This window comes from Acinetobacter sp. S54, assembly GCF_016624945.1.
Taxonomy (GTDB): domain Bacteria; phylum Pseudomonadota; class Gammaproteobacteria; order Pseudomonadales; family Moraxellaceae; genus Acinetobacter.
In genome coordinates this window covers 303,141-317,712 of record NZ_JACVUI010000001.1, presented here as the reverse complement: position 1 = coordinate 317,712, position 14,572 = coordinate 303,141, and the positions used below count along the sequence as shown (strand labels likewise).

Here is a 14,572-nt window from a genome sequence, read left to right as displayed (position 1 = left end):
CTAATGGGCTTTAAACACAAAATATTTCATTTTGGTTTCTGAACGATGATTGAGTTCTGCTTCTTTGAAGACAAAGTCACTTTCTATTAACTGCAACTTATTATTAAATGCTTCACTCATTAGTTCAAGCAATTCATTTTCAGTACGGTAAATAGCACTATAACTTTGCTCCATATCTTCAGAGTAATGTAAATCTAAGGTTAGCCTTTTTTCTAAAGCAATTGGTTCTCTTACAATAAGGAAACCATTTTCTGCCAATAAAGATGGAATAGCAGATAGGTATTTTTGAAGTTCAGGTTCATTCAAATACATCATCACACCAACATTTAAAATTCGATCAAAGGGCTGAGTTTCAGATAAGGTATTTAGGCTTATGTTTTCAGCATTTAAACAAGTTAAACGAATATGTGGTTGGTTAAATTGTTGTTTTGCAATTTCAATCAAACCATTTGAAGCATCTATACCGTGGTAATAGGCTACCTGTTGGTATAGCTCGTGAAGCCAGCGTCCAGTTCCACAACCAACATCTAAAAAGCGCTCTTTACTAGTTAAAGCAAATTTAGGCAGTAATAGTAATTTTTCTGCTTGATCACGTGCTTCAGCTAAATCGGGTTTTTTATCTTGATAGATAACTGCCTGCTTGTAATTCACATCGTGCATTCTCACTTTTTCAGCTCTTGCTTCAAAAAAACCAAGAACTTCTAATTGATCAATAGTGGGTTTTTCACCCTTATTAGAATAAATTCGTGCCATTTTCACCCCTCCATAATCAAATCAACAGCTTTTTGAGCTAACACAGAATTTGAATCAATAAAATGAATTCCATGTTGTTTAATAAATTCTGTTATACATGACAACTCTGTACAGCCTAGAATAATCGTGCCAACTCCATCCCTTTTCAATGTAACCAACAGGCTGCTCAACTCGTCTCGATTATGAACCAATTGACCTTCTTGTTTAACTTCCTCTATAACAGCACTAATAATACTTTGCTCTTGTTGATTAATATCCCTTACTTTTAACCCAGCCTTTTCTAAAGGTATAGAGTAAACCCGTTTACTCGTTGTTGTTTTTGTACCTAAGGGAGTAATTGCATTAATGTGTTTTAACGCCTCTTCTTTAACTGCATCAATAATACTGATAATCGGAATAGGGCTATCGCATCCCCAATCTTTTTGGAGTATATGAACTGTATTGCATGGAATTAAAACGTAATCCGCACCTTGTTGGTAAAGTTCTGCGATAGTTTGTGCAATATATGGGCTTGGATCTTCTTCTCCCAGCTCAAAGAAGCGCCCTCTACTTGGTATTTTTGTGTTCATATCAAGTAGAATACGCGGGTATTGCCACTCTTTCTCTGCATGAATCAAACTATAAAAAACATTCAAAAAATTGAGTGTTGCGAATGGCGACATTCCGATTACACCAAGTGTTTTTTCGTTCTTTGGCCACACTTGTGGAATATTTTTTGGTTCTATGTGTGGCATTAATTATTTCTCTCTTGCATCATTTTTAATTGCTTGGTGAGATATTTCTTAACACCACGCTGTTCATCTTCATAAGCTTGGAGAATTTCAACCTCTTCATCTAATTCTTTTATATATGCTTTATCAATAGCAATTTCTTTTTCAATCGAAATATCTTGAATAAGAAAATCAATATTCCTTTCTTTGCCTTGCTCTAAACGTCCCAATGACACAATAAAATCTTCTTTTCTGAATGGAAAGAAATGCCTTGTGGTTCTTGCGTCAAGAAGTTGCTCGTGCAGGGCTTTTTCAATTACTACGTTTTTGTTAATAGTGAAAGAACTATCTCTTAAATAACGATGCTTTAGATGATTTCCTACAAAGATCGACTCGTCGCTATAGTCGATAAAGATAACAGGTGCAAATTTAAAGCCATACTTTAACAAAAATGCATAGCGATGTGACCCATCAAGTATGACTTTAAATTTTTGATCAACAATGAGAGGTTTTTTAATAAATCCATCATCAAAAATCATTTTTTCTATGTTTTTAAAATGGACAGGTAATACTTTTTCAAGAGGTTTTAAATCTGCCACTGAGATGAGTTGAACAGTGCCTTTGAGAGCCTTTTCTTTAGAAAGAGCATCGCTAGTAACCACATGCGATAACGAACGGATTTCGCTGCCGCTATAACCTATGCCTTCCGTTCTTTCACAAAACTCTGTTTGAAAACCCTGTTTTTTTAAGATATTTAATACCTTGTGATTGCCACTGACAACCACATCGAATGAAAGGGTGTCAATAGCTGCCGTGCCACCTTCAATACTTCCAGCAATTAAAACCACTTCGATATTTTTATAAGCACTTATAACCTCTTGGATAGTTGTCTTCACTTCTTCAAATGGCATCATCGAAGGTTCGCTTTGTGTAATACCTACGATAACACTGTTGTATTGTGCAGATAATCGAATAATTGTTCTTATATGTCCTAAATGGGGAGGCTGAAACTTACCTAGAAATATAGCTTTCATAATTAGTGAACCTGTTTAATCCCATTTTTAATTATACTAATGACACTCAAAAAACCATTCCCATTGTTTAAATCCTGAAAATATTTATCTATAAGCGCTTTCTGTTGGTGTTTTACAGAAATAGTTTCATCAATAACATTGTATACAAAATTTTCAATGTCATTTATATTCCAAGCTTCATTTGCAGCCTCTAAACACATAGATCCAAATTCGTTTAAGTGAGCTTTTGTATGGTCTGTCATTAAATACAGCATTGGCTTCTGAGTGAAGTGGTATTCTGCAATAAATGAGGCTGAATCATGAACTAAAGCATCTGATTGTCGAAAAAGATCAATATACTCTCCCTCATTAATTTGGCTATGGTCTGAGTTTTCCCAGTACGTATAGTATTCATCTGTTCTTTCTTTTCCCCAGCTAGGATGACAATACAGTTTATTTTTTAAAACAGGATGAGGCTTAAAGCACCAGATAACATGCTCTTTTGTTCGCTCCGCCAACTGCTGAAAGAAGTCAGCATATTGTAAGAATGTGGCAAGCTGTAAAGGATCGTTTTTGTTTATTGTATGATGCGGTGCCCAAATAATTCTTTTTTTTGTATCGCTATTTTCCCATGCAGCCATTTCTTTTCTTTCAGGATTCGTAAGATCTTCAACAATGTTATCTAAGACTAAATGTATATGGTCTTTTTTTATATTGGAGTAACGCTGGTAATCTTCCACCATGTTTTGATTTTGTACAAATACTTTCCATAATGAATTATGAAACCATTTATTATATTGCCCTTGGTTTAAGCCATATCTTGCAGTGTGCATACCATAGCCAGCATAACAAGAAGGATATTTTTTATAAGCAGTCTCATAATATTCTTTTACGGTTTGTTTGTGTGGACTCGAAAAAAATAAAATGTCGGGAACTAGATTTTCTAACCTTATCCAACAGTTATTCTTTTCATCAAATGAACTAATTGTTGGATACATTTTTTCTAAAAAGTACTGGTAAGTGTTGCTAAGCAGCTCACTTTGTAACTCTTTTTTTATACCAGTGGTGGGTATAACTAACACCAAAGGGTCAAAAAAATTATCTTTTAACATGTCGTTAAATATGTGATCCGCTTTCCATATACTCTTATTGGCAACTAGAAAAACAACTCGAATACATTCTTTATTTTTTAATTTGAAGATTCGATTTTTATTTTTTTCATACATAATTTTAGCAAAAAATATTTTGAAAGGATTAATCAAAATTGTTTTAATCCAAAATAAAAACTTTATAAATTTACGTTGAACGTTCTGCATGCTAAAAAACCCTTATCACAATTCCAAAATTGAATCACACATGTTTAGTGAAGTTTCTCTGTGTGCAATCACGATAATAGTTTTCTGTCCTGATAATTGTTGCACAGCTTCATTGAATGCAGCTTCAGTTTCGGTATCAAGTGCACTAGTCGCTTCATCCATAAATAATACGCTGGGGTCATGATAAAGTGCGCGAGCAATGCCAATACGTTGTCTCTGACCACCAGATAGACGAATGCCTCGTTCACCAAGCATGGTTTGATAGCCTTGCTCCAAGTTATTTTTCACAAAATGATGAATTTGTGCAGCTTTGGCAGCTTTTTCTAGGGCGACTTGGTTGATATGTTCTTTAGGAATACCCAAGGCAATATTTTCGGCTACAGTAGCATCTGCTAAAAATATGTGCTGAGTAACATAACCAACAGATTTTTGCCATGCTTGTACATTGTTTTGATTTATTTCAACATCATCTATATAGAGTTTTCCTTGTTGGCCTTGAAGCAGCCCAAGCAAAATATCCATTAGGGTGCTTTTTCCCGTACCGCTGGTACCTTTAATGCCAAGGCTGGTATTTACCTTAATCGTTAAATTCAGACCGTTGAACACTTTTTTATCGGGCGTACTTGGATAAGCATAATGAATATTCTCTAAACGGATTTCATGTTTTAGCAATAGCTGTTTTATCTCCTCTTTTGGAGTTTGACTAAGTAGAGATAACCCTTGGTAAAGAACATCTAAACTAGCAGAGGAAAATTTTAGTTGAGCCAAGCCACGATACATAATTTGAGCAGAGGGTAAGAGTCTAAATGCCGCAAACCCATATAAACCTAAGGCTGGTAAAACATGAGCAATATCATTACTGGTAGCCATTAAAATTAAGGCAAGAATGATTAACCCTGTATAGCCTACAGCTTCAACAATATATAGTGGTGACTGGGACAAAGTTTCGGCGGTAGCTTGATGGCGAGCAAAATTTCGAGAAGAAAATGAAAATTGCTCTAAATACATACCACCCGTTTGAGTGATTTTTACATCCTTAATACCACCGAGCACCTCATTACAAGCCTGAAACCGTTTCCCGTTGCTAAGCTGGCGCTCGTGCCCTATACGGTTTAATCGTTTTCGCACTAACAGATAAATTGCACCATATAAGGTACTTACTGAAAGAACAATAAAGACTGCAGTAACAGGGTTATAAACGAATAAAAGCACCAGTATTGCGACAACTACAGCACCTTGAGCAATAAGCTGGGAAATAGGCTTTATTAAACCATTTAATAACTCATCAATTTCAGACAGCACATTGCGGCTAAGCAACGATGAATTATGCATTAAGAAAAATTCATAAGGTTGTTGTAAATACCGCTCTAAAAGCCGCACGCTCAAACGGTGGCGCAGAAAAAATACAAATCTGTTTACAATATGCAATGTTACTGTTTTAAACAGTGAAGAACCAACAACCATAGCAATAGAAATCACGCCTAATGCTTGCATGAAATCTTTACTGCTGGTGAAATTAAATGTGGTGTAAGCCCAATTTAGCCATGAGTTTTCAAAGATAACGTCTGTACGCGCCAACACAGCTAGAAAAGGCATGATAGAAATAACACCGCCTGTTTCCGCCATTGCCATTAATGTGATCAAGACCAGCATTATTATGGCTTTACGTTGTTCTAGCGAAGTAAGAATTCCCCAAAGCTTTTTTAGGTCTATTAGCATTTATTTTAATCACTATCCTTATACATCAATGCTGTAACTTGCTCTGAAATTAAGCCCATCAAAAAAATCATAATGCTGCCTGTATAAAATAGTGCACTCATATTGGTAAAACGATGATACTCATAAAGTGTATAAACATACCAACTTGTTGCCATCAAAAACAATAATACGGCAATTGGTAAGAACATTTTTAATGGTGAAAAAAGTGTAGCGATTTTAAAAATGATTAGAAAAAAACGGATTCCATCTTTTATAGGATTGATATGACTTTTTCCAATACGTTTAGCGGCATGTATCGGTACATACGTGACCGAATAACCTGCACGGAAAAATGCCATCGTGCTAGTAGTTGGATATGAGAAACCATTCGGTAATAAATATAAAAATTCTCTAAATTTATCCGCTCGCACAGCCCGAAAACCAGAGGTGAGGTCTTCCACTTTTTGCTCAGTCATATAGGTTGCCAAGTTGTTATAGAGTGCATTTGCAACACCACGACCTACGCTGGCTTGTGAGCCTTTCTGCCGTGCGCCGACCACCAAATCATAACCTTGTTCTATTTGTTCTAGGAGTCGGGGAATATCCTGTGGGTCGTGCTGTCCATCAGCATCCATAAAGACAATCACATCACCTGTTGCAGTTCGTGCACCTGTTTTAATAGCCGCACCATTACCTTTAGAATAAGGATGCGAAACCACTTTGGCACCTGCCTGTTCTGCTACATCTTGAGTATGATCAGTTGAGCCATCATTCACCACGATGATCTCATGTGCTAGCTGCAATTGCTGAATGTGCTCAATGGTTTGTCCAATTGCCCCTGATTCATTTTTGGCAGGAAGAACTATACTAATCTTCAATTTTTTTTCCTATATTTTCTCTAGCCTGTTCAATATTTCCATGCTCTACAGCAATTTCTTTAAACCACACTTGCTTACTATCCAACTGCTTCGCTAGATTCACCTGTTGTTGAGCTAAAATGAGCTTGTTTTGCAAGCGATAAATCTGTGAAAATAAAAGATGTCCATTCACATCATTTTTTAAACGCAAAGCATCCTGCATAAATTCCTCTCCTTTTTTATAATCAGAGATGACTGAAACAAAATAATTTGCGAGAAGTTTATAAAGTTCTGCACGCACATCATCATTCACATGAGGATTATCAATACCAGCAGCAATAATCAATATCGCCTGATCATGAGGCACATGACAAAACCCTTTAATCTGACAATCAGAAAATGCACTTAAGAACCCAATATTATTATTGAGAAAAGAACGAAATGCTAAACGCTGTTGTAGTTCCTGAATGGTTTGCTCTGAAATAGTCCACTTCATTTCTGAAGCAAGGTGCAGCTCACCAAACCATGCACCATTGGAGGGTAAATAGCTTTTTTTAGATTGTTGTAAATAATAGTAAGCCTGTTGAGCATATTCCTCACGTTTGGCAGGGTTCTCAACCATTAGTTTCATATAAATACGTGCCATTTGATAGTTTGCACGATCTGACTGTGGATGCATCGTAGCTTCATAAGCCGCCTGATCAACCAGATTTGACCAAATTTCGGAACGCTGCCATGTTGTGAATGCAAAATTTGCAATATAAACACTTCCAGCCAAAATAAGAATAGATCTGATTTTATTATTTTTGATTTGTGTAATACAATATACGATTAAAATAATAAAACCGAATATACCAAAATAATTTCGATGTTCATGAACAAGTTCAAGACTGATAAATGTCGATTCAATTAATTGGCTAATTAAATACCATCCCCATGCAAAAAGTAGAAGAGGATATTTTTTAACATAGATCAAGCTTATGATTGAAATCACCAATAAGCCACCTATTGAATATATTGTCGTTATGGGTTGGAACAGTGATTTTGAAATAGTAAAATCATCGTGATATAAACTTAAATCAGATAATAAAGGGAAAAATATCATCTTTAAATAGTAAAATATAACTCTCGACTCTGTGAGTAATCGCTCGATTGTATTAAAATCACGATTGCCTGCTATAGGACTGGAAAGATAAGGGAATGCTATATAAACGATACCCAATAAGGCAATAACAACCACATACCAAAGCCAAGTAACTAACTTAGATTTTCCAATTGTAATATCATTTTGTTGTAGATCTTTGGCTTGAAAAATAAACAATTCAATCCAATAAAGTAAACCTAAAAATAATAAACCAGATTCCTTACTAAAAATGGATGCCAAGAAACAAGCTAACATGACTAAAAAGGTCAATATTGTATTTAAAATATTTTTTTCATGGCTGCGCCAATAACAATAAAGAACTAACATTAAGAAACCAAATAGTGCAGACAAACCAGTCATTCTTTGAACAATATATAATACACTGGTTAGATTTAATGGATGAATTAACCATATGGCACTCACTATAAGAGCAAGATAAGGAATAAGACCCATCTTTAGCTTATTTTCAATATTCAGTCTTTTAAAAATTAATAAACTTAAAAAATAGATTAAAATTCCATTAATCAGATGAACAATCAAATTTGTTAATTTAAAATAGTAAGGGTCAAAACCAGTAAAATAATAATTAAGTGCAAAAGAAAGCATGCTGATTGGTCGACCTAAAGGCCCTGCGCCTCCTGACCAAAATGCAGCACTTAAACTATTCCAGTTTAATGAAGTGATTGCTAACTTTTTATTTTCTAGAATATTCCCAGCATCATCAAAAACGTAGTTACCTAATAATCCAGGAGAATAAATGAAACAGGTTACCCCTAAAATCAGGATAAGAAAAATATATAAATTATATTTCTTTAGAATGTTGAGCATAAATTTTCTTTTTGAATAAAAAAGGAAGCATCGTAAAGATGCTTCCTTTATCCATATACTAAAATCAGTTACGGCAGTTAGATGGTAAATATTTAGGATCAACAGCAGTAGTAACACCTGTAGTTGTACACTTCCAAGTTACACCACCAGGAGTATTTGTACCTTGTAGAGCGATTTCAGCATTGTTTGTAACTTTGTCATTATATAGTACGGTAATTTTGCTTGCATCAACTGTAACAGATTGAACAGCATTACCAGTAATACTTGCAGCTGTTGCTAAACCAGCAGATGCATTATTTGTAGGCCAGTGACCATTAGAAGAATAGAACTCTGTTACTGCAGCTTTTGCTCCAGCAGCAAGGCTCAAGCCTTCAGAAACATGTGAACGTTTCGTATAGTTCTGATAAGCAGGAATCGCAATTGCTGCCAAGATACCAATGATCGCAACAACGATCATCAATTCAATTAAGGTAAAACCTTTTTGTGCGTTCATAACATTCTCCACGAATTGTGTATTTTTTATAAAGCTTTGTAAGCTAATTTATATGAGCATAAAATATGCCAACTCTGATTATAATCATTTCAAAAGAAAAAACAGTAGTTTATAAAAAGTTTTTTTTACTTCTGTTTTTTTAGGTATCCAAATAAGAAAAAAGTGACAAATAGTGTCACTTTAAAGCATTTCAGATATTTCTCGTTAATTTAAAATAATTGGCGAATTATCCAGCTCATCAGCACTATCCGTGATCTGTTTATCATAAAATCGATCTAAAATTCCCCCAATTTCCAATACGCCATTGATAACCGCTTGTCGGTAATTTTTTGCTTTAAGTTCAGCCACGATATGCAGACAAATCGCCTGCCACTCAGTTTCATGGGTCAATGCACAAATACCCCGATCAATCACAATTTCGACCTGACGTTCGCACAAGTTTAGGTACAACAATATCCCACTATTATATTCAGTATCCCATACGCCTAGCTCGCCAAAAAGCTGTTCTGCACGGCGACGGGTATTTTGATAATAAGCCTGCGAACACGGAATATGCCCTTCGATCACTACCTGTATTTCGCCAACATGACCATGTTCTGCCTGTTTGACTGCATTTGTAATTGCCAGTTGATCCTGTTTTGAAAATAAGCGTTGACTGGCTGAAAAATAAAAAGCATGTTTCATCCATCGTTTAAAACTTGGCTGTGCGTTTTCATCCAGTTTTGGCTGGGTAATAATTTGTGTCGTATCTGTTTTCGTTACCATGATCCTGATGCTCCCCCACCACCAAAGCTACCACCGCCGCCACTATAGCCGCCACCGCCTCCAAAGCCACCACCGCTGAAACCTCCACCACCACGTCCACCGCCGCCAGAAGCAAAGATTTGCAAGATCAGTTGTGCCAGTGAAGTAATCAATAAGAAGAAAATCCCCACGCCTGCTAAAATGCTTGTGATCAACCCCACGCCACTGACCAGTCCTGCTGCTATTCCTGCCACGCCAGCCGTTGCCGCACTGACACGATTTCCCACAATAAACGAAGCAAATACACCAACCACAATGATAATCAGTGAATAGACTAGCATTTGTGATCGTGCCTGCTGCTCATGCAAGGCTTGCGCCTGACGTTCTTTTAAGTCATCTGCAGCTTGTTGAGCAATTTCAGGATCAAGGTTAAGGACACGTTCAATTTCATTTAAACCCGATTGTATGCCTTGTGCGTATTGTCCTTGTTTAAAATAGGGTGTGATTTGATTTCGAATAATTCGGCTGGCCACAATATCAGGGATTACACCTTCTAGACCATAACCTGTCAAAATTTGAATGCGCCGATCATTAACTGCAATCGTCATCAATAAGCCATTATCACGTTTGGCTGACCCTAATTGCCATTTTTCTCCGACGCGCATGGCATAGTCAAAGATATCTTCCTGTCCTGTGGTTGGAACAATAACAATACCAATTTGTGCCTTGTCCTGCTGATAAAGCTTCAGAATTTGCTGTGAAATGGTCTGTTTCTGTTCTGCTGTGAGTAGATTCGCCTGATCAATCACTGGCTCATTCATACTTGGCAGCCCTCGAATCGATTCGCCTTCAGCCATATCATTGGCAATTTCGGGCTGTTGAACCGTGGTCGAGCTTTGCGAGGCAGATGCAGGAGACTTTTGTTCCTGCTGTTGCTTTTGAATGATCTTGCCTGCGATGATGGTGTCACCGTCATCCGAATCCTGCGCAGTAGCAACTTCGCTCCAGACCGTGGTCGAGAGCAGTAAACTGCAACAACATAGCATCATGAGAATCGCTTTTTTCCAGCTACTCTGCATTTCCAGCATGACAGTTTTGATCATCACAGCACCTATTTTTTAGAGGGTTTAGTTAAACGAAACCGTCGGTGCTTTTTCTGCGCCCGCATCGGCACTAAAGTTTGGTTTTTCATGCATACCAATCACTTTTGCTGTCATCACTTGTGGGAACTGACGCACATAGGTATTGTAGTCCTGAACGGTAGTGATATAACGGTTACGTGCCACCGCAATACGGTTTTCTGTGCCTTCAAGCTGAGCTTGCAGATCACGGAATTGTTCATTAGCTTTCAGGTCAGGATAATTTTCAGATACAGCGATTAAACGTGACAATGAACCCGTTAACTGACTTTGTGCTTCCTGATATTTTTTAAATAATTCAGGATTTTCTAATACGCTTTGATCCACCTTAAGACCCGCGACATTGGAACGTGCCTGAGTAACTTCGGTTAATACTTGTTCTTCATGTTTAGCATAGCCTTTAACCACATTCACTAGGTTAGGCACTAAATCAGCACGGCGTTGGTATTGGTTTTGCACTTCTGACCATGATGCAGTCACCGCCTCATCTTTGGCCTGCAAAGTGTTATAACCACAGCCAGAAAATACTAAAGTACTGGCGAGCAAGATGGCAACTGCGGTTTTTTTTAAAAGATTCATGATGATATCCTCTTAGTATTTCTTGGAATTTTTTACATGATTGCATTTTAGCGAGGAATGAAAGCAGTGTTTGTTTCTTTTCTTTACACCATAAAAAAACGGACATTAAGTCCGTTTAAATGAATCATGAATCCGTAGTTAATCAGCTTAACTATATAGTCTCGGTACAAGTTCTTCCTGAAAGCTTTCCATTTGATATTCATCTGCCATCTTCTCTTTCCAGTATTGCACAATCTTGCTGTAGTCATGTTCTGCTGGATGGAAGTCAGATTTGTAATAGGATAAATATTCAGGCACTAATTGAATAAACATTTTCCCTAACAAATAAAATCCAAATAAATTGCCGCCAATTTTAGGCAAGCTACTCCGTTTGTCCTGCCAGAATAAACGTGTCGTTGAATAAAGCGTTAAACTAGCAAAACCCGTGGTGACACTGCGCATCAGCAACCGGCGAATACGATCATCACCATACACGGCCTGATAAACGTCAAAAGCTACAGAACGATGCTCAATTTCTTCAATTGCATGCCAGACCCAAAGTTTCATCGCATCTTCATCCAGCGTGCTCAATACTTCAGGATGACGCAAAATATAACCACCTAATAGTGCAGTAAAGTGTTCAAAGGCACAGGTTAAAGCCAGTTGTAGTTTAGGATGAATTCCTCGTAGGAGGTCATCACGCTTTTTCAACCATGCCTGAAAACGATCCAGATTATAGTCGTCACGTCGCCATGCATCATTAAACTCACTATGTGCTTTGGAATGCATGGCTTCCTGCCCAATAAATGCAGCAATTTGGGCTTGTAACTGCGGATCTGTAACTTTATCCCGAACGTTACGCACACTGTTTACAAAGAATTGCTCACCGACAGGAAAAGTCGAAGACAAAGCGGTTAGTAAATGAGACATTACAGGTGAGTTAGCAAAATAATGCCGTTTAATTTTTTCAGGGTGAAATTGCAATCGACGTACCGTGATACCAAGCGCTTTAGGACGATTTAAATATGATTTTTCTTTCGTCACTTGAGATAAGCTCATGGGGATTCCTCAAGAATACAACTAAAAAATCAGTATTAGAGATTTCTATACATTTGTATATTGCATAAAAACTCAGCAATTTGCCAAAATGCTCATTTTAGCAAATTGTCCATTGTCAAAGCACTTCAACATTAATCATTTTCATCCTAAAGCTTTCAGAATTTGACTGAATTAAATGGCATTAACTCCCACCGTCATCCCCCCACAGACGTATAAAATTTGCCCCGTAATAAATCCTGACTTTTCATTGAGAAAAAAATCACAGGCATAAGCAATATCTTCAGGCTGACCAAACCGCTTAACGGGTACACTATTTAAAATTTGTTGAGTTTGCGGTGCATGTTTTGGGTTTGCTTGTTTAAAAAGTTCTGTTTCGATTGGACCCGGACCAATCGCATTCACAGTAATGCCATAAACGCCTAACTCTAGAGCTGCCACTCTAGTAAGTCCAATCAAGGCTGCTTTACTAGAAGCGTAGGCTGTACGGAAAGTTTTACCTAACGCTGCCCGTGATGAGATATTCACAATACGTCCAAACTGCTGCTGTTTCATCTGTGGAATAACGGCTTGCATGCATTGCAAAGCACAGCGAGTATTTAAAGCCAGAACTTGATCAAACTCATCCAGAGTTTGTTGTTCAATACTTGCAGGTTTAACCATCCCCACATTATTGACCAAGCCTGTAATCCCACCTTCGGCTAAAATATTAGCCAATGCCTTTTGGGTTTGTTCTACATTGGACAAATCTACTTCATAATCGGCATTTTTCTGATCCAGTACAATAACTTGATGACCATTGGCACGGCATTGAGCAGCAATGGCGGCTCCAATACCAGAGCCACCGCCTGTAATTAGAATACGTTGTTTATTATCCATGCTTATCCCTTATCGTGTGCCAATGAGTTTGTCTCAAGCGCAAAAGTGCGTTGCACTGCTTCATAGCGTGAAATCAGATAAACCGCACATACCATGCTGACCACGACATGAACCAATGCCAATACAATCACTGCAATAATAGAACCTGTTTGGTTTAACAAGAACTGAGCCACAATCGGTGTTGAACCCGCAAAGATCATTCCACACAACTGATAACTCATGGAAATACCTGTATAACGCACATTGGCTGGAAAGGCTTTTACTAAAATACCACCCAAAAACGAGTAATACATGGAATGTGGAATCGTCGCAATGGCCATACCAAAAGCGGCCCATGCATAGGATTTAGTCGCAATTAATAGAAAAGCCAGAGGTAATAAAATCACTTCAGGCAATAAAATAAAAATAATGGCTTTCTTTAGATTAATTTTGGAAGCAATAATGGCTCCAAAAGGCTGAAAAATCACTTGTGTAATGAGAGCAATGGTAATAATGCCGAGAAAATCCGAACGGGTAAAACCGATTTCATTTACGGCCCACGATAAAGCAAAAGTTGTTTTAAAATAGGTCGCCGATAAGCCAATGATACATGCCCCCATACCCAGCGCGACCATAACTTTATATTTGGCAAAAACCTCTTTGAGTGGCACTTTGACCAAAGTTTTACTGCTTTGCAATTGTTTCATAATTGGAGATTCTTCTACCCCCAAACGGATCCATAAACCTGTTACGACCAATAAAGCAGAAAATAAAAATGGAACACGCCAGCCCCAACTTAAAAACTGTTCATCTGGTAAAAATGAAAACATAAAAAAGACAAACGTGGCGAGTAAATTTCCAACCGGTGAGCCTTGCTGTGCAAAAGCTGAATATAGCAATTCCTTACCTTTGGGTGCATGTTCCGCAGACAGCACCACAGCACCACCCCATTCTCCGCCCATGGCAACACCCTGAATTAAGCGTAACAAGATCAATAAAATGGGCGCAGCAATTCCAATGCTGTTATAGGTAGGCAACAAACCAATCGCAGTGGTACAAACACCCATCAACATCAATGTGGTGATCAGAGTTTTCTTACGTCCAATCCGATCACCCAAATGTCCAAAGATCATCCCGCCTAAGGGGCGTGCTAAAAAACCAATCCAAAAGGTTGCAAATGCTGCCAAAGTTCCTGTTGCAGTGCTGGTTGAAGGAAAAAAGATTTTCCCAAAAACCAACGCCGCAGCAGTGCTATAAGCGTAAAAGTCATACCATTCAATAGTAGTCCCAACAAAAGAAGCCATTCCTGCTTTCTTTGCCGCCCGAGTTTTTTCTAATTCGCTGACATGTTCCATCATCTTTTTCTGTCTCCCGACAGCAAGTATTTACCCCAACGATCTAAAAT

The 14,572-nt window shown here is 37.6% G+C and carries 14 protein-coding genes; all 14 read right to left on the bottom strand.

Annotated features, from left to right (window positions below; genetic code table 11):
* On the bottom strand, positions 1–753 hold the full coding sequence (locus tag IAE20_RS01410) for a class I SAM-dependent methyltransferase (RefSeq protein WP_200481627.1): 753 nt from the start codon (positions 751–753) through the stop codon (positions 1–3).
* A 2-nt stretch (positions 754–755) separates the two neighbouring features.
* Positions 756–1,487 (bottom strand): aspartate/glutamate racemase family protein, encoded by a 732-nt coding sequence (locus tag IAE20_RS01405; RefSeq protein WP_200481628.1) that lies wholly within the window; start codon positions 1,485–1,487, stop codon positions 756–758.
* Entirely contained in the window at positions 1,487–2,497 is a 1,011-nt protein-coding gene (locus IAE20_RS01400) for an adenylyltransferase/cytidyltransferase family protein (RefSeq protein WP_200481629.1), read from the bottom strand. The genes IAE20_RS01405 and IAE20_RS01400 overlap by 1 nt, the downstream gene beginning before the upstream one ends.
* 2 nt (positions 2,498–2,499) lie before the next feature.
* On the bottom strand, positions 2,500–3,792 hold the full coding sequence (locus IAE20_RS01395; RefSeq protein ID WP_200481630.1) for a CDP-glycerol glycerophosphotransferase family protein: 1,293 nt from the start codon (positions 3,790–3,792) through the stop codon (positions 2,500–2,502).
* Between the two features lie 15 nt (positions 3,793–3,807).
* Entirely contained in the window at positions 3,808–5,424 is a 1,617-nt protein-coding gene (locus IAE20_RS01390; RefSeq protein WP_265092576.1) for an ABC transporter ATP-binding protein, read from the bottom strand.
* A gap of 92 nt (positions 5,425–5,516) precedes the next feature.
* Positions 5,517–6,368, bottom strand: coding sequence for a glycosyltransferase family 2 protein (locus IAE20_RS01385; protein ID WP_200481632.1), 852 nt, complete (start codon positions 6,366–6,368; stop codon positions 5,517–5,519).
* The gene (locus IAE20_RS01380; RefSeq protein ID WP_200481633.1) at positions 6,358–8,436 is read right to left on the bottom strand and encodes a hypothetical protein; all 2,079 of its coding nucleotides are present in this window, start codon (positions 8,434–8,436) and stop codon (positions 6,358–6,360) included. Before IAE20_RS01380 ends, IAE20_RS01385 begins: the two co-directional genes overlap by 11 nt.
* A complete protein-coding gene (locus IAE20_RS01375; protein WP_200481634.1) occupies positions 8,384–8,812 on the bottom strand; it encodes a pilin in 429 nt (142 codons plus the stop codon). Before IAE20_RS01375 ends, IAE20_RS01380 begins: the two co-directional genes overlap by 53 nt.
* A gap of 204 nt (positions 8,813–9,016) precedes the next feature.
* The gene (locus IAE20_RS01370; RefSeq protein ID WP_200481635.1) at positions 9,017–9,577 is read right to left on the bottom strand and encodes a TPM domain-containing protein; all 561 of its coding nucleotides are present in this window, start codon (positions 9,575–9,577) and stop codon (positions 9,017–9,019) included.
* Positions 9,571–10,659, bottom strand: a complete 1,089-nt coding sequence (locus IAE20_RS01365; protein ID WP_200481636.1) for a TPM domain-containing protein — start codon at positions 10,657–10,659, stop codon at positions 9,571–9,573. Before IAE20_RS01365 ends, IAE20_RS01370 begins: the two co-directional genes overlap by 7 nt.
* Positions 10,660–10,683: 24 nt before the next feature.
* Entirely contained in the window at positions 10,684–11,274 is a 591-nt protein-coding gene (locus IAE20_RS01360) for a LemA family protein (RefSeq protein WP_200481637.1), read from the bottom strand.
* 147 nt (positions 11,275–11,421) lie between these two features.
* A complete protein-coding gene (locus tag IAE20_RS01355) occupies positions 11,422–12,312 on the bottom strand; it encodes a metal-dependent hydrolase (RefSeq protein WP_200481638.1) in 891 nt (296 codons plus the stop codon).
* Positions 12,313–12,483: 171 nt separating this feature from the next.
* Entirely contained in the window at positions 12,484–13,188 is a 705-nt protein-coding gene (locus IAE20_RS01350; RefSeq protein ID WP_200481639.1) for an SDR family oxidoreductase, read from the bottom strand.
* A gap of 2 nt (positions 13,189–13,190) precedes the next feature.
* Positions 13,191–14,525: an MFS transporter gene (locus IAE20_RS01345; RefSeq protein ID WP_200459140.1), complete on the bottom strand. Its 1,335-nt coding sequence runs from the start codon at positions 14,523–14,525 to the stop codon at positions 13,191–13,193.
* Positions 14,526–14,572: the final 47 nt, after the last annotated feature.